This window comes from Pararhizobium sp. PWRC1-1 (assembly GCF_049897905.1).
In the GTDB taxonomy this organism is placed as follows: Bacteria; Pseudomonadota; Alphaproteobacteria; order Rhizobiales; family Rhizobiaceae; genus Pararhizobium.
This window is the reverse complement of record NZ_JAFCXE010000014.1, coordinates 179,981-198,742: the sequence shown is the minus strand read 5'-3', so window position 1 is coordinate 198,742 and position 18,762 is coordinate 179,981. Positions and strand designations below refer to the sequence as shown.

Genomic DNA, 18,762 nt, shown 5'->3' with positions numbered 1-18,762 from the left:
CTCCATTCGAGCCATGCAACCTCTTCGATCTGGCATTAATGTCAGCACTAATGCTGGTTCTAATGCCAGAACATCGCCCGATTTGCCCGATCAGCAAAATCCGCTAGCCGGACGCTCACGTAAAACCGGACAGGATCAGATTTCTGTTTGACGGTTTAAGAACTCACGCGGGGATCGATATCCCAAAGCCTTGTGCGGGTGAAGCGTGTTGTAGTGCTCTAACCACAATGGCAGTTGGGCGATGACGGTTTCTGCGTCGGGAATGGGGTTGACCGAGACGTAGTCGCGCTTGAATGTTTTGACAAAGGCTTCGGCCATTCCGTTGGACTGAGTGCTGCGAACCGGCGTCGTGCAAGGCTCCATTCCGATGTCCATCAGCAGCGATTTCGTGTCCTTTGCAATGAAGCACGAGCCGTTGTCGGTCAGCCATTCAATCGGCTTGGGAAGGGTGTTGATGCGACCGAAGCGGTTCTCGACGGCGGTGATGACAAGGTCCTGAACGTCTTTGCTCTTGATGCCTTGGGTGGTGGCGACATGGGCGATGGCTTCACGATCACAGAAGTCGAGAGCAAAGGCAACGCGGACCTTCTCTCTGTTGTCGCAGCCAATTTCGAAGCCGTCAGAACACCAACGCAGGTTCGAGTGCTCCACGACGAGAGTCGCTCAGCATTGTCAGGGCGGCTAAGTCCTATGATTTTCTATGGCTTAAAGGCTGGGACAAAGCAATCTTTCCAACGAGGGCTCGCGTAAACGGTCTACGTCGTAGCTGCAATCTGGCTTTGAAGACACACGCATCGGGCTCACAGTTCTCCAGATAATCGCGAGCGTTCGGCGGTTCCCGCCGTTGCAGTTATAACTAGATCATTGAAAATAATTCTCGTTCGAAACGACGCCGATCGAGTATAATTTACTGGCCCGACCGTGTCTTGTTATGAGGGCATTCAGCGGGTATGTCGTTATCCTGGCGTCCTGCTATTAATCTCCCCGTGCATTTCAAACACATTTCGCGTAGAAAGACCGCTCTCGTATTACAGCGGCGGATAGCAGTTTGCCGTGGCCGCCGGCAATGCTGGGCTGGAGAATTGCATGAGTGATCATTCAATGGAGTCCGAAGCAGACGAACCTCCTCAGGATCCAACCGACGAACCAACACTGCTCGAACGTCGCCGTTGGCCCCGCGTTTCCGATCCGAGGGAAAAATCCGGCGAACCCAGTGGGCCCGCGTTGGAGCCCCTTTATTTTTCGACACACGGCTTAGCGCCGTCGGAACAGTTCGGTGCCTGGCGGGCCCATATGGCTCCATTGGTTGAAGTCCGGCTGCCGGACGACAAAACTCAGGAAGATGGCTTCTCCGTCGATCAGATTGCCTGGAACATGGGCAACCTGCTCATTGTTCAACAGCGGGCACCTGCTCACAGCTATACGCGCTCTCTTTCCATGTTGCGTCGCAGCCCGATCGACCACTGGTGTGTAGAACTACCCCGTGCAGGTCGGGCGTGGACCGAAGTTGACCGGCGGGTCGTAGAGAGCGGGCCGGACTTACTTGCGTTTAGATCGCTCGGCTATCCTTATCGTGGCAGAATAACCAATTCTGACAGTATCCTTCTCTTCATGCCTTATGATCAGTTGGCAGGCCACGCAGGCGTTCTGGAGGCGGCCAACAATTCGATATTTTCGGGCAATCTGGCCAAATTGCTTTTTCACTACGTCACAGGTGTCGAGTCCAATCTTAACACTCTCACCGCCGAAGAATTACCACGCCTGGTGCACACCATCAGCGATCTGATCGTCGCATGCGCCTCGTTGTCTGTTGCGACGGTCGCGCCATCGAAGCTCCCAAATATGGGCATGATGGAGCGCGCGCATCGTTATATACATGGCAATCTAGGTTCGGATGAGCTCACGCTCGAAAAGATCTGCCGTTCTCTTGGTATCTCCCGTACTCGGCTCTACCAATTGTTTAGCGCAAGTGGCGGAGTTCTTAACTATATACGGAAACAGCGGCTTTTAGCAGCTTACGCGGACCTCAGCGATGCCACCAACACCCGGCCGATATCAGAAATAGCAGAAGCCGCAGGGTTTGATCTGGCTGCCAATTTTAGCCGCGCTTTCAGCCACGAATTCGGGGTCAACCCTCGGGATATTCGAAAAGCCGCTGCGCAGCAACCCTCCCGATCTCCAATTCCGCCTAGTGGCCGCTACGGCGGTTCATTCGGCGACTGGCTGAATGTGTTGGGAAAGTGAAGCGGTTCAATTAACCCGGTCCGACAATTCCCTATTTAAGCGACAGACAAAACATCGCCCAAAGATGCTGCGGTAGCGCCTCACCAATCAAAAGACACAGCTGGAAGGCTGTCCCAAGCTCGGCACAGCTGTCTCCATATCGCACCCAGTGATGCCTCGCCGAAATCGTTGTTCAGCTGCACCATATGCCGCCGTACGCGAGGAATTTCCTCCTTTCTGGAATACATCCAACTGCTGTCCAGAACGTAGATTTGCATCTGGGGTAGGTCCGACGGCCTCTCCGAGAGCATTTCGGATCGTTTCTCGGTTGACCCGACATAGAGTGACATGCCGAAAAATATTCCTTCGGGCACGTCCAGCGGCTGGCGGCGGAAGTCGCGCTTGGCATCCCATGAGAGCTTCTGGCCAGATTTTGCGTGGATGTAGGCCTTGAAATTCTCCCTTTTTACTAGCATCAAAGACAGCAATGGCGACACCATGTTCGGCCTGTGTGACCTCGGCATGGGCGAACCTGAACTCGGCTATGTGCTGCTATCGGAGTTGGAAGAGATCAAAGGTCCAGGTGGCATACCCATCGAACGTGACTTGAATTGGTCCCCGACAAAGCCGTTACTCCGCATATGCGAGTGCTGCTGGTCGTGAACGGCGATACGTCGAACCCGACTGATCTGCTCTGAAATAGAAAAAGCCCACCGTGCAGGGTGAGCTTTTGTCTGGGCATTTCCGACTGGATCAGTGATGCGCTGACCCGTAAAACCAATGTGGTCGAACGTGGTTAATCACATGTTAACGCCGGAAACAAAAAGATCCGTTGGAAGAGGGCCAACGGATCTCAATTGTGGGAATAACATGCACTGCTCAGTGTTCTCGGGAATGCACTGCACTGCTGTGATCCGATATGTGACGCTGCCTCGGATCGACTACAGATTGCCCCATCTACGTTAACGCAAAGTTAATGCTGTTTTAGCGAAACACCAAGCGGGGAAGTGAGCCGGATTGAGCGCGAAGTGACTGCCTAGACAGCCGGAACCACCTAAAGGCTGGGCTCCCATCGCTGACGGGTAACGCAGGCGAAATCTGATGCCGTACTTGTTTCTTGAAAACAGTAACAACTTCTCAAAAGGCGTGGCCGCACGCGGACGTCTATGCTTCACGGAATGTGGACGTTTCCGATCCTCTCGTCGTCGACGCCTGCCTTTCGCAAACCGACCCTGTACATGGCGCAAAGCATTCAGACCACCTATCGTCGCGAGGGAACAAACTTACCCCGTCGTCGGTTGATGAGCGTCGACTGCACCGTCGTTGGAAACCCATCCGGTCTGGTCGTTGACGTTACTTTTGCAAACAACGATAGGACTGATGGGTGTGTCGGATCGGACCGTTCAGATGGAAGCGCCACCACTCGAAAGAAAGCTTGCAGCCATTCTCGCCGCTGATGTCGAGGGCTACTCCCGGCTGATGAATGTTGACGAGGAACAGACGCTGGCGACCTTGACCTCGCATCGCACGATAGTCGACGGCTCATTGAAAAAGCGCATGGGCAGATATTCGGCACGGCAGGCGACAGCGTGCTGGCTGAGTTCCCGTCCATCGTTCATGCTTTCAACTCGGCCGTAGCGATCCAACAGGCAATGTGGCGCGCCAACCGGGAGTTTTCCGACGACCACCGAATGAATTTTCGCATCGGGATCAACGTGGGCGATGTGCTGGTCAAAAACGGAGATATCTTCGGCGATGGCGTTAATATCGCCGCCCGGCTGGAAGGTCTCGCCGATGTCGGAGGCATCTGCGTGACGAGAGGGGTCAGAGATCACCTGCGCGATCGGGTCGATGCGACCTTCGAGGACTTGGGAGAGCATAGCATCAAGAATATCGCCCGCCCGCTCCGTGTATTTCGCGTCATATTCGATCCGGAGGCAGAACCGGTACTGGATATGGAATTGGCCTCGGTCGGAATGCCCGAAGAGTCCTCTTCAGTGGAGCAGTCGGTGGCGCAGGACCTCGATAGCGACGACGAGGGCCGCCGCGTCGAAGTCGCTTTCTGGGAATCGGTACAGCGAAGTGACGATCCGGCTGAATATGCTCTCTACTTGGAGCGCGTTCCAAATGGGCAATTCGCCGGATTGGCCATGACCCGTCTTGAAAATGGTGGACCAAGCTCAAACGATCCCGGCGTCGAAGTCGCGTTTTGGGAGAGCGTGCGAGCTACAGACAACCCGGAAATGATCAAAGCCTATTTGACCAAATATCCGCAGGGGCAGTTTAGCGACCTCGCCAACATCGTGCTTGCCGAGCTTCGCGGGACCGCGGAGAGCGCATCTTCGATCAATTAAACCAAGGTGCTTGAGATATCCGTGATAGGGATGCCGGCGAACGCAAACGACGCGAAGCTCCGCCTGGGTACGGGTATTGTCAAGCCGCTCAGCAATCAAATGGAAGCCGAGAGCACCGTGGTGGACGCGATGCCGGGAACCAAGATTTCCATTACGCACCGAGAGGTGGCCGTCATAGTTGACACCCCAGAAGCTGCGTAACCTCTGGCGGCAGTCCGCGCCTCTACTGTTTGCGTCCTCGGCCCGAACCAGAAGCTTGCCGCGATCCCTTTGCCGAGTCGGAAAAGCCTGGATGCTTACCTTTTACCCATGACACAAATTTCTGGACGGCTGGGTCCTCAAGGAGGGCCTCAATCGTGGAAAACTTCTTCGCAAGCTGAGAGTCTGTGAAAATCGCGAGTATTTGATCGTGGCAAACACGGTGCATGCAAACAGTCTTCTTGCCGCCCTTGCTCTTCGGAACGAGAAAGTACTGTTCTTTTTGATCATCCGGGATCACGCGCTCGCACAACGGGCAAATCACTGGCTCTGCTTCCACGTCCCACAAAGCTACTTCGTCTCTGTTCCTGCGGGCCATGGGTCCTCGGTCGATCATCCAATGTTGTGCTGGCCCTGCGTCTATCGGTCCAAAACGAATGGCCCAGGGTGTTTGCAGGGTTTAGGCGATAGACCCGCCGAGTCAAGCGATCCGTGGAGATAAAGACCAGACCCGTTGCGCCGACACTCCTGCCAAACGGAGCGATCTGTGGCCGCATCCTTCGGGATCTTCGTTTTAATAAGCCGAGAGCGATGCTCCCGGCCCAAACCCTGTCAGACAATCACCGGCGGTGTCACGATCGGGAACCAGTATTCGAACTTGGTCATGAGACCTAGCAGTTCGCCAATGGCCTCCGCCTGGCCTTCGGTTTTAATCAGTCCGCCTTCGAGCGCGCCCTTTCGGATCACCGCCCATAAGCAGGGCGTTGAAGATTCGGCAGGTCCCGAGAACGGAGACAGCCGCGTCCTTGCAATGCCCTGCTGTCGCGTTCAACACGCCATTCTTTAGTGTCAGCGTATGGAACCATCGACAGAAAAGTTGATAGCTAGCTAATTGATGCGACACGCTCTCGTCAAATATAAGGAGACGCGCAGGAGCGGATTTCGCCGCTGAACGCACGGTATGTGTTGTTGTCAGCGTTATAAGAGCGATAGCGCGCGAAGCACCACTGAGCATGGCTATCTCCGGGATAGCCGATGTCACCGATGCCGGAAGCTCCGTGCGTTACATCGGCAGTCTCCGTGCCAATCACTGACGCTGTGAACGGAGGCTCGCATTGACGACGCGCACCTCTGTACGGCTGATATGTGTTATCCGAAGCCCGATAGGACCTGTAACGCTCGGCGCACCATGCCGCCGTGTCGGACTGGTAATTTGAGGCCAGGCCGATACTCGCCGTTTCGCCATCGTCGGTAAGGTCACGCCGTACAACCCCCATCGAAAGTTGGGTCGCGGTTGTAACAATGTTGTCCACGCCGGGGTTCATTTCCGCCGAGTTCGGCAACTCGACAACGAGAGCGGGGAGCCGCTCAAAATTCTGCTTGCTGCGATCGACCGACACGGGATGGGAAGTCCAGAGCGAAGTGATGTCTATGTTGCCCAGCGTTTTGACCTCACGTTCGGGAAGGTAATTGGGGATCGCCATGACGCTCCCGGCAAGCGCAGTGAGAGAAAGGGTTATGCCGAGCATGGCTAGAAGATTGTTTTGCATTGTCGTCTCCTGCACTTGATATGTCGAATTCGGGCGATGAACGTAACGTGCGGATGGAGGTTCCGGCAGAGCACCCGGATAAGCGACTCACAGGTCCTTTACCTGCGGAATACAGGACCAAAGTCTGGGATGTGAGTTGCTTGAAGGCTTCGTGCGGTCGCCATCAAGTTTTGAGTGGGGCGGATGCAATAGTAGGTTCGCGGTATCGCAACAGTGGCGCTCGTTCAGTCGATCATTTCGGAATGCAGTCGCAGTCACCCTGCCTGGCCCGCAGGGAAAGCGGACAGCGTTCGCTCGCCATCGCGGGGTCTTTTTTAGCCAACCGCCGATGGACCATCTTACAGGGCGGCAACAGTGTTCCGTAGCCCAGATCAAGTCGGGGACCGATCAGTCAGGAATAAACTGTTCATAGGCCAGTTCATGAGCGCTGGATGTCCACACCCCGTCATTCGCCTTGCCCGAGAGCAAGAGACTTCGGTAGAATAAGATTTAATCTACGCAGTGGCCGGAATTTTTCAGGGAGTGCACGGGATGAGAAAGAAGCCAACGCCAGCGGAACTTCGCCTATGGATGGCGCGCCTCCGACATGAACAAGCAGCTGGAGCGCCTGAGGAGGAAGCAAACCGAATTCTCGCTGATATGGTCGCTTCGTGGATGGCGGTTAGAGACAACGTTCCTACTGAAAACGATATTGGCTCGAAGCGAGACGACTGAACTGCATCATGTCTGCGATATGTCGGGCGGACGCCTCGATGAGGGGAATGTGCTCGTGCCCAAGGTCAAGCCTGAGATCATGGTGTATTTTTCGTGCTTCAACGCCGCTCGGAACGTCAAATCCGGAATTATGTATATTCATGTCTGGACCTAGTCCGCTGCAGGCCATTCATTTGATGGTTCTGGAACGGAATCGTCATCATGAGATAAATTCTTTTCGCTGGCCATTCGGCGGGTCCAGAGCACATCCCTCATGCCCTCGATAACCTCAGACGTAGTATAGCCGGCCTTTGAGAACTGATCGATAAGATCGCCAAGGATGGGGTCAAGATGCTGTTGCAGTTCGAGATGCCGATCATCGGTGTTCGGTTCGCTCACTGGACTTTCAACCATATGGAAGACTCCTTTTCTGTCGGCTTAACTCGAAACGAAGCATCCGGTTGCGTAGGCAGGCGATAATTGTCGAGATGGATCCTTTATGGTCGGTCTGAGGTGCAATCGCTCACTTCATCATCGACGCGCTGATTACAGCGCTGCCCACAGGCGTTCTTCGGGTTGTCGGTGGGAAAGCGGTCACTGAACCAATTTCAGTCCAGGGAGTTTACTGCGGCAATCGCAACTTCAGGAGATGACAGACGCATTGAAACTGGGTGAGCCAATCCCGCTTGGGATCGTCACCACCGATACCGCCGTCTTGGGTGAGAAGCAAGCCACAGAGCCTACACCAGCAGCCGACGCCAACGAGAGAGAATCCGTTAATGACGAGGTCCTTGCGTTGAAGCAGGAGATCGAGGCGCACAAGAGCCGAATTGCCGATGCAGGGAGAATCACAGTGCAAACTGTGGAAGCACATCCCCTTATCGCGGCCACGATCATTTCACTGGGAATCTGGGGCTTGATGGCAATGCGTATCGACGTTCGAGTTATTCGACCTCTGACGTGTACCCCATGATCCGGGGCCGTTTGGACGACTGGCGCTGATCCAGCAACGTCTTCAACCCTATGCGGTGCCATTACCCCGTTGCACTTATCTTGGTGCGGGCCGAACAAGCATTACAAGGAAGGTGGGGACTCCCACTTTCTGCATCCGTCGAAGGACGGGTGTCACGTTCTGCGGTCGCCAACGAAGATTTGCCAACGGGGAGCTCCTGGACAGGCGTGTTTGACTGTGAACTGCGCCTCGAGGAACGAGTTCCTCGTTATCATGATGATGACGACCCGGTTGAGGAACGATGCTACGGATACCGTATGTCCAGCTCAAAGCGTTTTCCGGATTGCCATCCGATTGTCCCAGCCTGCCAGTAGGCATGACGTGCGTGTAACAAGGCATACGATTTCCGCCAGGAACAAGCTGGCTGTCAGTTCTGCGGTCGACGCCTACGATAAGACGACCGCCACGTGTCTGTTTCTTGGGCAAACGGTGAACCGCCTCTTTGGGCGGAAATCATGAGATATCGATTTTTCCAGATGCATGCATATTACCAATACCTTCGACGAAGAGTTGCTCGCTCTTTTCACCAGCCCAAGCTAATTCCTCGCAGTTTTATGCAGCTTGTGGTTGCGTCAACGTTGTCGTATTCGCATGCCTCCCGTACCCCGCTGAAAGCTGCGCTCCCTTCCTATAGAAAATGATGTATGGGAAATCCGAAAAACGGCCTGACTACGTGATGGACCTCCCGCCCTGCAAATCAAGAATTTCGGCTTCTTGCTACCTAATCCCGATCTCCATCCACTCCGTGATGTCTGCCGCGTGGAGCCATATGCGGCCTTCTTCGCCGATCTTGCCATGCTCTATTTTGAAATCTGCAACGCTGCCAAATGTTTCGACATTATCAAGCAGCCGGGTCTCCATATCCTCTGTGTTCGACAACATTCTTTGAAGCGCCTCCTTTGTGACGATCACTACGAAATCTGTCGTCCCATCGGTCATGGGAATGTGTCCATTCTCATCTGATATGAAGGGTGGCATTCCCGGTCGAGGCGTTAGCGTCATGGAAAATCCCTTTGTAATGGACTGCGAGATCGATTCACTCAAGCCGCGTGACTCACGGACGCGGTCATAGTCGTAGGTTGGCGATCGTAACTCCACCGAAGAACTTTGTCGCCTTACACTTGGGTCGGCTTGATGTTGGCTACGGAAATCTCGCCTTCGAGTACCCCGCGCTGGACGTCTGATCGCCCACGATCGATTTCAATAACCGTGTAAAGTCGTTCATTGCGAAATGCGCTTGCATTCGTCGTAGTAACGCCTTCGGCAGGTGCAGCGTCGATCTCCATGAAATCAAGTTCACGGGATGCGGCAACAATCCTCGCATCTCCTGTCGTCCTTGCTGCAACGATAACCTCTCCCGAGGAGGGAGCGTTGTCCCAGTTGGGGTCGTTGGGAGCGGCAAGGGGAACAAGCCGATAAATGTTGAGAAGCTCGATTGCTCCGCTTGCGCCTGAAGCCTCGGCATCTTTGATTTGTGCTTGGCTCTCCATAGATTGCCCAAATGACGTATCGGTCGATCCATCGACGCGATCACGTTGGGTATGCTCGCCGGGAATTGGTGTGCTGGCCATATCTATCCACCGTAGGTTCGAAGGCTAAGAAAAAAAACACTCATTTGCTTGGCGAAGTGGCGCGCCTATGCCGAAATCAAGGAGGTCCAGCAAGACCTGGGTGCTGAACGCGATCGCGACTAAGAGCGCTCTCCATGAAGCTTCACCCAGGGCAGCACCTGCGCAGGCGACGCCGTGGACGGTCTAGTGGAGGGATTGGTTGGATTTTGGTGGTCATGTCTGGGGCCTCGCATTCACACGTTCGTGACGCCCGATAAACTCAAAGTTGCCGTAATTGTTCCCACGGGTTGACAGGGCGTGGCGGTTTGCCCGCGCCGGCCGCTAAGACCCTCAACGCTACCGAATACCCGCGGCCGGAGCTTATTGTCATCACAGAGGAGTTTTTAGCCAGATAAACCTGCTCGGCTGAGGTTATTCATCATGGGGTCAAAATTCCTGCCAATCATTGCCGATGGCGAGGAGGTAGAGGCTGCAGACCGGATGGAAACATGCGTTCGTGGTAGGGTATGCGGAGATTTGCTGGTTTTCGGTCGGCTTAAATGGAAGGTGTCTGTTGCGATCCAGTTTTAAACTGGCCAAGGCCAGTCGAAGGGAGCTGGCCTGCGCCGCCAGATCGCTGCTTGCGGCTGTATTTTCCTCGGCCATGGTGGCGTTTTGTTGTGTTGCCGTGATCCATGGAATTGACCGCAACATTGACTTCCTTCAGACAAATCGCCTGCTCGCGGGAGGCTTCGACAATGGCAGTGACGTTCGAGTTGATGTCTCCGACTGTTGGACAATCAATTCCAGTGATAGCCCGGTCTGCCCAACGAGATCGACGCCGTTTCTGACGAGCTAGCTTGAAGTGCTGATCAACGCCTTGATTTCCTTTGCGGCCTTGGCCGATCGCTGCGCGAGCTCCCGGACTTCCTGGGCGACCACCGCAAACCCCTTGCCGGCGTCGCCTTTTCTAGTCTGACGCCCCAAGCGGCGCTACTGATAGGGAAGGCCAGCGCGAATACGTATGGGTCTCACCCGGCGAGGCCGCGCAAATGGTTCTGGAGCCAGAATTGCAAAGCATCTTTCGACGCTTCGCCAACGCGGCCGGTATAACCGGAAAATTTACATAAGATGCCACTGGTCACAGATGGTGGCGTTTTGATCGGGAACGCAGTTCGATTTGCCGACCGTCGTGGATGCCGCTCGATCTTTCGAACTGGCCCATTCGTCTGAGTTGATGGAAGGACGTAGATCACTTTGCCTTCGTCTGGTCCTTACATTATCGCCAGGCCGTAGTGAGCGATTCCGATGATCCCTGCACTGGGTCGGTCTCGGAAACAGGCAAAGCCGAAATCCTGAATAGCATCTTGGGTGAGGGCGAGGGGGTCTGTATATCGGCACGCTGGGAGACTGGGTATGCGCCAACGACATCGAAGTCTCGCCAACAGCCCAGGTTCATGTGTCCTGTCCCGGCTGGCATGTTCGGGAATGAGAAGCGGCAAGTCATTGGTTCAATCGAAGTCACCAATCCTGCCGACGGAGAATACGACCTCAGGATCACCTTCTTCGCCAATGACCGGGTTGTCTTCGCGCTTCCACACGACAACGCCAGCGTGGCGCTCCCCGAGGTCACGGGCCTCTTCGATAGCCAAAATCTCACTGGCGACGACGCGCGGAGCGAACGCGGGGATAGCCTGACCCCGGTCATCAGTTCGAATGCGACGATGCAGAGGGTGGAAAACGTACCGGGCATGATGTCCTCACATATCTTGCTGTCCGCGACGGGTGACCGCTTCGGCTTGCACTAGCTTCCACCGCTCGAGTTCCAGCAGAGCGTCGGGCAGGGCGCGATGCGCGGGATCGACCGGTTCGGTTCCCGCGATAACGGCGTTGACAAGGTCTGTCCGGCCTTCCTCGGAAATAGTAGACCCGAGCTCCGCCTTCGCGACATCCCGGAATGCCTCATCGGACTTCCGCAGACGCAATTCATGTCGCGGATGTCCCGCAGCGCGTAACAGGGCGCTCAACCATTTGCCATCCCATGATGGCGCGCTTGCACACAGGTCCATGTCGGCGAGGGTCGCGACCATCTCGTCGACAATGATGGACACCTCAACGCCCTCCCTGTCGAGCTGTTCCCTCGATATCCCGTGAATGGCTTCGGCCTCAGCCGACCAGTCATTCCAGCCAGGTGCTGGCCGAATGAGGAATGACCGCGAGCGCCCGTCTTCAAATACCCAGGCGACTTCGACGGGATAGCTATCCTTGCTCAGGGAAGAGGCTTCGAAATCGATAAAGACTGGCATGCGCGGCCGATCATTTCTGCTGTTCGGCGGTGCCATGGGGCTTCGCAGGCATCCGGAGCGGGTACCGGTCTACGCCGACTTTGACTTTCACCCGACGGCCGAGCGGATTGAACTCGCCTTCGTCGAGGGCGGAGCCGAACGATGCGAGCTTCCCAGCGTTTACGAGGGGGTGGCGCTTAGACTCTGTCACCATCTCAGTTCCTTTCAATCGGTGAGCAATCTGGACCGTGCTATCCAATCCAGCAAGGGCTCGTGCAAATAACGCGATTGTCAGCGTCGGCGGGGCATAGGGCGGAACGAGCAGGCCCAATGGGGGTTCGTCATGGGCAACGGGAAAATCAACGTCAAGTATCGCCGCCCTGTACTCCCCACTTGTCCTCATTGCGCTCATCATGTTCGCCCTCGCAACCCCTACGGCAGCCATGCCGCCGAACAATGAAACCCGAAGACATCGCACTCCTGCGGGCCGCCGGGGAAGGGAGTCTGACAGGCGTCAACTTTCAACTCGGTGTGGATTCGATTCTCTTGGTATTCGGCCGTCGGAGATTGAACAGATTACCAACCAGGATCAAACCCGCGCCGACCGCCGTGAAGCCGTCGATCGCCTCGGAATACAAAAGATACCCGAGCACAGCGGACAATGGCACCCGCAGATAGTCCATTGGCATCACAACTGTACCATCCGCGTGGGCCAAGGCCTTGGCCATACAAAAGTGAGCAAATGAGCCGGCGAATGCGAACAGGAATATCCACGGCCATGTTGTGGCCGACGGCCAAAGCCATACGCTCAAAGCCGGACCGATCCCGATAACCGATTGGATGATGAGCATCCAGAAAAGAATTTTCGTTGCGCTGTCGGACCGTGTCGGTACCTTCTGGCTATGAAGGTAATAGCGAAGGCGAAAGCTGCGCCCAGTGTTATCAGATGGCCCGGATTAAGGGGCGCAGCACCTGGACGCACGATCAACACGACGCCCGCTAAGCCAAAAAGGATCATTCGCCATGTCAGTCGCTCTCCCAGGAATATGGCAGCCAGAAAGGCAGCCCAAATAGGCGCGGTGAATTCGATTGAGATGACCTGAGCCAACGGGATCAGCGTCAAGCCAGTTAACCAGGCATATTGTCCTGCATAGTGTAGCAACGTTGCGGCCGATATGTCTGGGCAGGATGCTGGTTCGCATCGCTCGGATACCGCCCTCGCGATAAACCAGCGGCAACAGCATGAAAAAGGCAATGACGGAACGCATCTCCATCGCTTGGAAGACGTCGACCTCGCGGGTAATAATCCGACCCGAGACAGCCATTAGCAGAATCAAAAACACAGATGCCATCATCCATTCTGCCGCCTTGGCGGTCGACGGACTTCCATAATAACTCCTTAGCGTTATTAGGAAAGATTCTGACAAATCGGTGCAAGAGACAAAAAAGGTACTATTATCTGATTTCGGCGCCATATTGAGCGTGTACGATGTGCGGAAAAGTGGTAAAGCAGCAGATTAATAGTACAATTTGCCTCCGCCGCTCATACTAGAAATATTAAGCAACGTTGAGGTTTAATACTAAATATATTTGATATAGGAATTGACTTGGTTTTTGCACTTGTGACGCGTTTATGACTTTGTGTCATTTCGCATGAATTTCCACATCACCAGTCGGTTAAAACGCCGCAGTTGACAGAGATTGTATTTCGATTTACGACTGACGAAATTCTAAATTCGTCAGTCGTACAATCGGAACGTATCCATGGACGAGACCAGCGACATCCTCGACAGTGTGCGGCAGGACAATATCGCACGAATTCTGGAGGCGGCAGAACGGCTGTTCCGGCACTACGGCTATGCCAAGACCAATGTTGCCGACATTGCGCGCGATCTCGGCATGTCCCCGGCCAATATCTATCGCTTCTTTGCCTCCAAGACCGAAATCCATCAGGCGATCTGCGGCCGCATGCTCGACGGCAGTTACCAGCAGGCCTATGAAATCTCGCGCCTGCCGATCAGCGCTGCCGATCGCCTGCGCCGCTATTTGCAGGCGGAGCATCAGCTGATCGTTACCGCCATGCTGGATCACGAAAAGGTCCACGAGATGGTCATCGTCGCCATCGAGCGTGACTGGCATGTGATCGAAAAGCACATCGACCGGATACATGAACTTGTGGAGGAGATCATCCGCCAGGGTATCGCCGCCGGTGAGTTTGCCGAGCAGGACCCGGCGGTTGCGGCCCGATCCTTTGGGGCAGCGACAGTCGTCATGTGCCATCCGCAACTGGTGTCTCAATGTCTTTCAAAGCCGAACCGGGCGACACCGGATGAAATTACTGAATTTGCAATCAATGCCTTGAGATGAACGCGGCTGTTAGCGGCCTGCTTTCCCGACTTCATTTTTGATGAGGAGTGCGAACATGCCTTCGCCCAGCCATAACTGTATTCGTTTGTCCGTCGTTTCCATCTTATCCCTCGCTGTTTTTGCCCTATCCGGCTGTTCTGAAGAGAAAGCCGAAACGAAGGAAATCGTGCGGCCGGTGAAAGTGGTCGAGATTGCGGCCATCGATACCTCGCGCACGCTCAGCTATTCCGGCACCGTTCGCGCCCGTACCGAGATGAACCTCGGGTTCCGCGTCAATGGCAAGATCACCGAGCGCCTCGTCGATATCGGCCAACGGGTCAAATCCGGCGACCTGCTCGCCCGCATCGATCCATCCGATTATCAGCTTGCATTGACAAGCGCTAAGGCGAGCCTGGATGCCACGGAGCGGCAGGTCGAAACCACGGAACTGGCGCGCCTGCGTGCCGAACAGCTGTTTGCCAAGAACGTCGCGCCGAAATCGCAGCTCGAGCAGGCAACGCTCAGCTACAATCAAGCGGTTGCCACCCGAGACTCGGCCTGGTCGGCTCTCGATCAGGCGAGGAACCAGGTGAGCTATACCGATCTGAAGTCCGACCAGCACGGTATCGTCACTGCTGTCAGCGCCGATATCGGCCAGGTTGTTGGCTCCGGGACGCCTGTCGTCAGCGTCGCAGTCGATGGCGAAAAGGAAGTTCTGGTCGCCATCCCCGAAACGGATATTGCCCAGTTCATACCCGGGAAGGTGGTCACCGTCGGGTTCTGGTCGGACGCCGCGCTGATGCTGCAGGGTAAAGTGCGTGAGGTCGCCGGCAGCGCCGAGCCACAATCGCGAACCTTCGCGGTGCGTATCAGCCTGCCGAATGATCCAAACGTGCTGCTCGGCATGACCGCCGGCATCCTCGCCGCTGCTGCCGATACCCAGCAACTGGTTTCGATACCCTTGAGCGCTCTTGCCAAGAAGGACGACCAGCCGATTGTCTGGACCGTCGATCGCACCGCCGGGACCGTGCACTCCCGTCCGGTCAAGGTTACCGATTTCAGCGGCGACGGCGTGCGGATTGCCGAAGGATTGAAGCCCGGCGATGTCGTGGTTGCTGCAGGCACCCAGTTCATGACGGAAGGCCTGAAGGTAAAGCTCGGCAGCGACGCGACACAGCAATCCGCTGCCGCCGAAAACACCCAGCTCGTGCGCTGACCCCAGATCCATCGAAAGCGGAATAACGCCGATGACCTCCTCCACCGACCAAAAGCAGTCCTTCAATCTGTCGCGCTGGGCCATCGGGCATCCGAGCATCGCGCGCTTCCTGTTCGGCCTGATCCTGATCACCGGCGTGCTTGGTCTGATGCGCATGGGCCAGAAGGAGGATCCGGACTTCACCTTCCGCGTCATGGTCATACAAGCTGTCTGGCCGGGCGCCTCGATCCAGGACATGGAAGATCAGGTCGTCAACAAGATCGAGCGCAAGCTGCAGGAAACCCCGCATCTCGATTTCGTCCGCTCCTATACCCGCGCCGGCAGCGCTATCATCACGTTGCAGGTCAAGGGAGACACCAATGCGGCCCAGGTGGCCGACGCCTTTTATCAGGTGCGCAAGAAGGTCGGCGATATCGCCAATGAACTGCCACAGGGCCTGCTCGGGCCGTATTTCAACGACGAGTTCGGCGATACCTTCGTCACCCTGCATTCGCTAAGCGGTGAGGGTTATAGCTATCCGGAACTGAAAAAGTTCGCCATCCAGGCGCGCGACATGCTGCTGACAACGCCGGGCGTCGAAAAGGCCGTGATTATCGGCGATCAGCCGGAAAAGATCTATATCGATATTTCATCCGCTGTGCTCGCGTCGCGCGGCCTGACCCTTGTCGATGTGCAAAATACCATCAAGGGTCAGAACAATGTCGATCCGGCCGGTTCGGTTGATACAGGCACCCGTTCCGTGCGCGTATCCGTCGAAGGCGGGCTGACCAGTGCTGCCGATATCCGCGCGCTACGGCTGCGCTCCGGCAGTGAGGTGACGCGGCTCGGCGATATCGCCACGGTCTCGTCCGGCCTTGAGGATCCCTATCAGCGCAAATACCGCTTCAATGGTGAGGATAGCGTCCAGATCGGCGTGGTCATGGCCAAGGGCTACAAGGTGACGGATGTCGGCACTGCGGTCAAGGAAACGTACAGGCGTTTCGAATCCGCGCTTCCCTACGGCGTCAAGGTCGATCAGATCGCTGATCAGCCGGAAGTGGTCACCGAGGCCGTCGGTGAATTCATGAAGGCGCTCGGGGAAGCGCTGGTGATCGTGCTGATCGTTTCGTTCGTGTCGATCGGCTGGCGCTCTGGCCTGGTCATCGCCATTGCCATCCCGCTCGTTCTCGCCGCCACCTTCGCCATCATGTATGAACTCGGCATCGACCTGCAGCGTATTTCGCTGGGCGCGCTGATCATCGCTCTGGGTCTGCTGGTCGATGATGCCATGATCGTCGTCGAATTGATGGAGCGGAAACTGGAGGAGGGGCTGGACAAGCTTGATGCCGCCAGTTTCGCTTATTCCTCGACGGCATTCCCGATGTTGACCGGCACGCTGATCACCACGGCCGGCTTCATCCCGGTCGGTTTTGCAGCCTCGACCGCCGGCGAATATGTCCGCTCGCTGTTCTATGTCGTCGGCATCGCGCTCGTCGTCTCCTGGTTCGTGGCGGTCTATTTCACACCCTGGCTCGGCTACATGATCCTCAAGCAGCGCGCCCATGCCGGAAGCCATCACGACGTCTTCGACACGCGCTTCTATCGCCGCCTGCGCGCCACGGTCGGCTGGGCAGTGCGCCACCGCGTGATTGTTCTGTCGCTGACGCTCGTCACCTTCGTCGCCAGCCTCTGGGCGTTCCAGTTCATCCCGAAGAACTTCTTCCCGCAGTCGTCGCGCCCTGAAATCCTCGTTGATCTCTGGCTGCCGGAAGGCACCAGCATCAAGGAGGTGGAAACACAGGCCAAGGCGCTCGAAGCGAAAATACTCGACGACAAGGACAAGAAGTTCATCGCCACCTATATCGGCGAGGGCGCGCCGCGCTTCTTCCTGCCGCTCGACCAGCAGCTGCGCAATCCGAATTTCGCCCAGCTTCTCGTCATGGCCAATGACGAACCGGCCCGCGAACGGCTGATCGTCAAGTTGCGCACCATTCTTGCAGAGGACTTCCCGTCCATCCGCGGCAAGGTCGATCGCCTGTTCCTCGGCCCTCCGACCGGCTGGCCGGTACAGATGCGTGTCACCGGGCAGGACCGCAACGAAGTGCGCCGCATCGCCGATCAGGTGAAGGCGAAGTTCGCCGAAAACCCTGAGCTTGGCGCCATACACGACGATTGGCTCGAACCGGTCCCGGCGATGAAGCTGGTGATCGACCAGGACCGCGCCCGTGCACTTGGCGTCTCGTCGCAACGCATCCGCCAGATGCTGCAGGCGACGATGAGCGGGGCGCCGCTCGACGATTTCCGTGATGGCGAGGAAACGGTCTCCATCGTCGCCCGTGAGCCGGATGCGAACCGTCATCTGCTGTCGGCGGTGCATTCGATCTATGTCCCGACCGATTTCGGCAGTTATGTGCCGCTGTCGCAGGTTGCCAAGGTCGTGCCTGTTCTCGAACAAGGTGTTGAATGGCGCCGCAACCGCCTGCCGACCATCACGGTGCGCGGCACGCTTCCCGATGGCGTGCAGCCAAACGACGTGGTGATGAAGATGTATGCCGACATGAAGCCGCTGCGCGACAGCCTTGCGCCTGGCTACGCGGTCGAAATCCAGGGCGGTGCGGAAGATGCGGCCGAAAGCCAGCAGTCGATCGCCGACAAGGCACCGGTCATGCTTGCGGTCATCGTTGTGCTCCTGATGATCCAGCTGCAGCATTTCGGCAAGGCGATGCTGGTGCTGGCAACCGGTCCACTCGGCATCATCGGTGCCGCCGTCGCCCTGTTGATCAGCGGCGCGTCGTTCGGCTTCGTCGCCATCCTTGGCGTCATCGCGTTGCTCGGCATCATCATGCGCAACTCGATCATCCTCGTCGACCAGATCGACCAGGATATCGCCGCGGGCATGGAGCGGACGGAAGCGATCGTCGGCTCGGCTGTGCGCCGTTTCCGGCCGATCGTGCTGACGGCGATGACGGCGGTTTTAGCATTGATCCCGATCTCGCGCGGTGTTTTCTGGGGGCCCCTCGCTTATGCGATGATGGGCGGCATCCTCGTCGCTACCGTGCTGACCATCCTCGTTCTTCCAGCCGGTTATGCGCTGTTCTTTGGCAAACAACCAAAGAGCAAGGTTGCGGAACCAGAACCCGCAAGCGATGAAGCCGAAGCATCGGTACCCTATCCGGCTGCAATTGCAGCGGAATAACCTCTTCCACAAGGGCGCTTGCAGACGACGCTGCGGGTGCTTTGTCTCGCACTGCAAGCCCGGCACAGGGCGCCGTATTGAAACGATTTACGGCAGGGCAAGCCACCTGCTACGCGCATAGCGCATGGCTGCTCTGCAAAATTCTGCCTACGATTTAAGC

At 56.4% G+C, this 18,762-nt stretch carries 19 protein-coding genes and 3 pseudogenes; 10 read left to right on the top strand and 12 right to left on the bottom strand.

Annotated elements, in window-relative coordinates; translation table 11 throughout:
- Positions 1–135: 135 nt before the first annotated feature.
- Positions 136–657, bottom strand: a pseudogene (locus ACP7E0_RS21570) (DDE-type integrase/transposase/recombinase); the annotation flags it as partial.
- Between the two features lie 429 nt (positions 658–1,086).
- Here ACP7E0_RS21570 and ACP7E0_RS21565 point away from each other — a divergent pair.
- Complete coding sequence (locus ACP7E0_RS21565; RefSeq protein WP_426127648.1) at positions 1,087–2,244, top strand: AraC family transcriptional regulator; 1,158 nt, start codon at positions 1,087–1,089, stop codon at positions 2,242–2,244.
- Positions 2,245–2,324: 80 nt separating this feature from the next.
- On the opposite strand, the gene ACP7E0_RS21560 is transcribed toward ACP7E0_RS21565, so the two are convergent.
- The gene (locus ACP7E0_RS21560) at positions 2,325–2,711 is read right to left on the bottom strand and encodes a hypothetical protein (RefSeq protein WP_426127677.1); all 387 of its coding nucleotides are present in this window, start codon (positions 2,709–2,711) and stop codon (positions 2,325–2,327) included.
- Positions 2,712–2,721: 10 nt separating this feature from the next.
- Between ACP7E0_RS21560 and ACP7E0_RS21555 the strand changes: the two genes are divergently transcribed.
- The 3 genes from ACP7E0_RS21555 (at position 2,722) to ACP7E0_RS21545 (ending at position 4,577) form a co-directional block, all read left to right on the top strand.
- Positions 2,722–2,886 carry a DUF2958 domain-containing protein gene (locus ACP7E0_RS21555; protein ID WP_426127674.1) on the top strand — a complete coding sequence of 55 codons (165 nt, stop codon included), beginning with the start codon at positions 2,722–2,724 and terminating at the stop codon, positions 2,884–2,886.
- Positions 2,887–3,603: 717 nt separating this feature from the next.
- Entirely contained in the window at positions 3,604–3,861 is a 258-nt protein-coding gene (locus tag ACP7E0_RS21550) for a hypothetical protein (protein WP_426127646.1), read from the top strand.
- Positions 3,813–4,577: an adenylate/guanylate cyclase domain-containing protein gene (locus tag ACP7E0_RS21545; RefSeq protein WP_426127644.1), complete on the top strand. Its 765-nt coding sequence runs from the start codon at positions 3,813–3,815 to the stop codon at positions 4,575–4,577. The genes ACP7E0_RS21550 and ACP7E0_RS21545 overlap by 49 nt, the downstream gene beginning before the upstream one ends.
- 223 nt (positions 4,578–4,800) lie before the next feature.
- Here ACP7E0_RS21545 and ACP7E0_RS21540 read toward each other — a convergent pair whose 3' ends face one another.
- The 3 genes from ACP7E0_RS21540 to ACP7E0_RS21530 all read right to left on the bottom strand — a co-directional run bounded on the left by ACP7E0_RS21540 (position 4,801) and on the right by ACP7E0_RS21530 (position 6,325).
- Positions 4,801–5,154 carry an HNH endonuclease gene (locus ACP7E0_RS21540; protein ID WP_426127642.1) on the bottom strand — a complete coding sequence of 118 codons (354 nt, stop codon included), beginning with the start codon at positions 5,152–5,154 and terminating at the stop codon, positions 4,801–4,803.
- 233 nt (positions 5,155–5,387) lie between these two features.
- Positions 5,388–5,522: an alkyl sulfatase C-terminal domain-containing protein gene (locus tag ACP7E0_RS21535; protein WP_426127640.1), complete on the bottom strand. Its 135-nt coding sequence runs from the start codon at positions 5,520–5,522 to the stop codon at positions 5,388–5,390.
- 164 nt (positions 5,523–5,686) lie between these two features.
- Positions 5,687–6,325: a BA14K family protein gene (locus ACP7E0_RS21530; protein ID WP_426127638.1), complete on the bottom strand. Its 639-nt coding sequence runs from the start codon at positions 6,323–6,325 to the stop codon at positions 5,687–5,689.
- A gap of 586 nt (positions 6,326–6,911) precedes the next feature.
- On the opposite strand from ACP7E0_RS21530, the gene ACP7E0_RS21525 reads away from it, so the two are divergent.
- Positions 6,912–7,193 (top strand): hypothetical protein, encoded by a 282-nt coding sequence (locus tag ACP7E0_RS21525; RefSeq protein WP_426127637.1) that lies wholly within the window; start codon positions 6,912–6,914, stop codon positions 7,191–7,193.
- Here ACP7E0_RS21525 and ACP7E0_RS21520 read toward each other — a convergent pair.
- Positions 7,190–7,432: a hypothetical protein gene (locus ACP7E0_RS21520; protein ID WP_426127636.1), complete on the bottom strand. Its 243-nt coding sequence runs from the start codon at positions 7,430–7,432 to the stop codon at positions 7,190–7,192. The genes ACP7E0_RS21525 and ACP7E0_RS21520 overlap by 4 nt on opposite strands.
- 247 nt (positions 7,433–7,679) lie before the next feature.
- Here ACP7E0_RS21520 and ACP7E0_RS21515 point away from each other — a divergent pair, with 247 nt between their 5' ends.
- Positions 7,680–7,991, top strand: a complete 312-nt coding sequence (locus ACP7E0_RS21515; RefSeq protein ID WP_426127635.1) for a hypothetical protein — start codon at positions 7,680–7,682, stop codon at positions 7,989–7,991.
- A gap of 756 nt (positions 7,992–8,747) precedes the next feature.
- On the opposite strand, the gene ACP7E0_RS21510 is transcribed toward ACP7E0_RS21515, so the two are convergent.
- The 3 genes and pseudogenes from ACP7E0_RS21510 to ACP7E0_RS21500 form a co-directional block, all read right to left on the bottom strand.
- Entirely contained in the window at positions 8,748–8,969 is a 222-nt protein-coding gene (locus tag ACP7E0_RS21510) for a hypothetical protein (protein ID WP_426127633.1), read from the bottom strand.
- 176 nt (positions 8,970–9,145) lie between these two features.
- Complete coding sequence (locus ACP7E0_RS21505; RefSeq protein WP_426127631.1) at positions 9,146–9,601, bottom strand: hypothetical protein; 456 nt, start codon at positions 9,599–9,601, stop codon at positions 9,146–9,148.
- A gap of 426 nt (positions 9,602–10,027) precedes the next feature.
- Positions 10,028–10,552 (bottom strand): annotated as a pseudogene (locus ACP7E0_RS21500) (methyl-accepting chemotaxis protein); the annotation flags it as partial.
- 506 nt (positions 10,553–11,058) lie between these two features.
- Between ACP7E0_RS21500 and ACP7E0_RS21495 the strand changes: the two are divergent.
- Positions 11,059–11,388: a hypothetical protein gene (locus tag ACP7E0_RS21495; RefSeq protein WP_426127630.1), complete on the top strand. Its 330-nt coding sequence runs from the start codon at positions 11,059–11,061 to the stop codon at positions 11,386–11,388.
- On the opposite strand, the gene ACP7E0_RS21490 is transcribed toward ACP7E0_RS21495, so the two are convergent.
- The 3 genes and pseudogenes from ACP7E0_RS21490 to ACP7E0_RS21480 all read right to left on the bottom strand — a co-directional run bounded on the left by ACP7E0_RS21490 (position 11,341) and on the right by ACP7E0_RS21480 (position 13,220).
- Positions 11,341–11,886 carry a transcriptional regulator gene (locus ACP7E0_RS21490; RefSeq protein ID WP_426127628.1) on the bottom strand — a complete coding sequence of 182 codons (546 nt, stop codon included), beginning with the start codon at positions 11,884–11,886 and terminating at the stop codon, positions 11,341–11,343. The two genes, ACP7E0_RS21495 and ACP7E0_RS21490, sit on opposite strands and share 48 nt — an antisense overlap.
- 10 nt (positions 11,887–11,896) lie before the next feature.
- A complete protein-coding gene (locus ACP7E0_RS21485; protein WP_426127626.1) occupies positions 11,897–12,280 on the bottom strand; it encodes a hypothetical protein in 384 nt (127 codons plus the stop codon).
- Between the two features lie 106 nt (positions 12,281–12,386).
- Positions 12,387–13,220: pseudogene (locus ACP7E0_RS21480) on the bottom strand (DMT family transporter).
- A 409-nt stretch (positions 13,221–13,629) separates the two neighbouring features.
- On the opposite strand from ACP7E0_RS21480, the gene ACP7E0_RS21475 reads away from it, so the two are divergent.
- From ACP7E0_RS21475 to ACP7E0_RS21465, 3 genes are read left to right on the top strand one after another with little or no spacing between them, the layout of a single operon-like run.
- Positions 13,630–14,232 (top strand): TetR family transcriptional regulator, encoded by a 603-nt coding sequence (locus ACP7E0_RS21475; RefSeq protein ID WP_426127624.1) that lies wholly within the window; start codon positions 13,630–13,632, stop codon positions 14,230–14,232.
- Positions 14,233–14,287: 55 nt separating this feature from the next.
- Positions 14,288–15,427 carry an efflux RND transporter periplasmic adaptor subunit gene (locus ACP7E0_RS21470; protein WP_426127622.1) on the top strand — a complete coding sequence of 380 codons (1,140 nt, stop codon included), beginning with the start codon at positions 14,288–14,290 and terminating at the stop codon, positions 15,425–15,427.
- 31 nt (positions 15,428–15,458) lie between these two features.
- Positions 15,459–18,602: an efflux RND transporter permease subunit gene (locus ACP7E0_RS21465; RefSeq protein ID WP_426127621.1), complete on the top strand. Its 3,144-nt coding sequence runs from the start codon at positions 15,459–15,461 to the stop codon at positions 18,600–18,602.
- Positions 18,603–18,762 lie beyond the last annotated feature (160 nt).

What these genes read in the sequence shown, in the direction of transcription:
- ACP7E0_RS21565 (WP_426127648.1), top strand. Translation starts at nt 1,087, where the DNA reads ATGAGTGATCATTCAATGGAGTCCGAAGCAGACGAACCTCCTCAGGAT.
- ACP7E0_RS21555 (WP_426127674.1), top strand. Translation starts at nt 2,722, where the DNA reads ATGTTCGGCCTGTGTGACCTCGGCATGGGCGAACCTGAACTCGGCTAT.
- ACP7E0_RS21550 (WP_426127646.1), top strand. Translation starts at nt 3,604, where the DNA reads ATGGGTGTGTCGGATCGGACCGTTCAGATGGAAGCGCCACCACTCGAA.
- ACP7E0_RS21540 (WP_426127642.1), bottom strand. Translation starts at nt 5,154, where the DNA reads ATGGCCCGCAGGAACAGAGACGAAGTAGCTTTGTGGGACGTGGAAGCA.
- ACP7E0_RS21530 (WP_426127638.1), bottom strand. Translation starts at nt 6,325, where the DNA reads ATGCAAAACAATCTTCTAGCCATGCTCGGCATAACCCTTTCTCTCACT.
- ACP7E0_RS21525 (WP_426127637.1), top strand. Translation starts at nt 6,912, where the DNA reads ATGAACAAGCAGCTGGAGCGCCTGAGGAGGAAGCAAACCGAATTCTCG.
- ACP7E0_RS21520 (WP_426127636.1), bottom strand. Translation starts at nt 7,432, where the DNA reads ATGGTTGAAAGTCCAGTGAGCGAACCGAACACCGATGATCGGCATCTC.
- ACP7E0_RS21510 (WP_426127633.1), bottom strand. Translation starts at nt 8,969, where the DNA reads ATGACCGATGGGACGACAGATTTCGTAGTGATCGTCACAAAGGAGGCG.
- ACP7E0_RS21505 (WP_426127631.1), bottom strand. Translation starts at nt 9,601, where the DNA reads ATGGCCAGCACACCAATTCCCGGCGAGCATACCCAACGTGATCGCGTC.
- ACP7E0_RS21495 (WP_426127630.1), top strand. Translation starts at nt 11,059, where the DNA reads ATGTTCGGGAATGAGAAGCGGCAAGTCATTGGTTCAATCGAAGTCACC.
- ACP7E0_RS21490 (WP_426127628.1), bottom strand. Translation starts at nt 11,886, where the DNA reads ATGCCAGTCTTTATCGATTTCGAAGCCTCTTCCCTGAGCAAGGATAGC.
- ACP7E0_RS21485 (WP_426127626.1), bottom strand. Translation starts at nt 12,280, where the DNA reads ATGATGAGCGCAATGAGGACAAGTGGGGAGTACAGGGCGGCGATACTT.
- ACP7E0_RS21475 (WP_426127624.1), top strand. Translation starts at nt 13,630, where the DNA reads ATGGACGAGACCAGCGACATCCTCGACAGTGTGCGGCAGGACAATATC.
- ACP7E0_RS21470 (WP_426127622.1), top strand. Translation starts at nt 14,288, where the DNA reads ATGCCTTCGCCCAGCCATAACTGTATTCGTTTGTCCGTCGTTTCCATC.
- ACP7E0_RS21465 (WP_426127621.1), top strand. Translation starts at nt 15,459, where the DNA reads ATGACCTCCTCCACCGACCAAAAGCAGTCCTTCAATCTGTCGCGCTGG.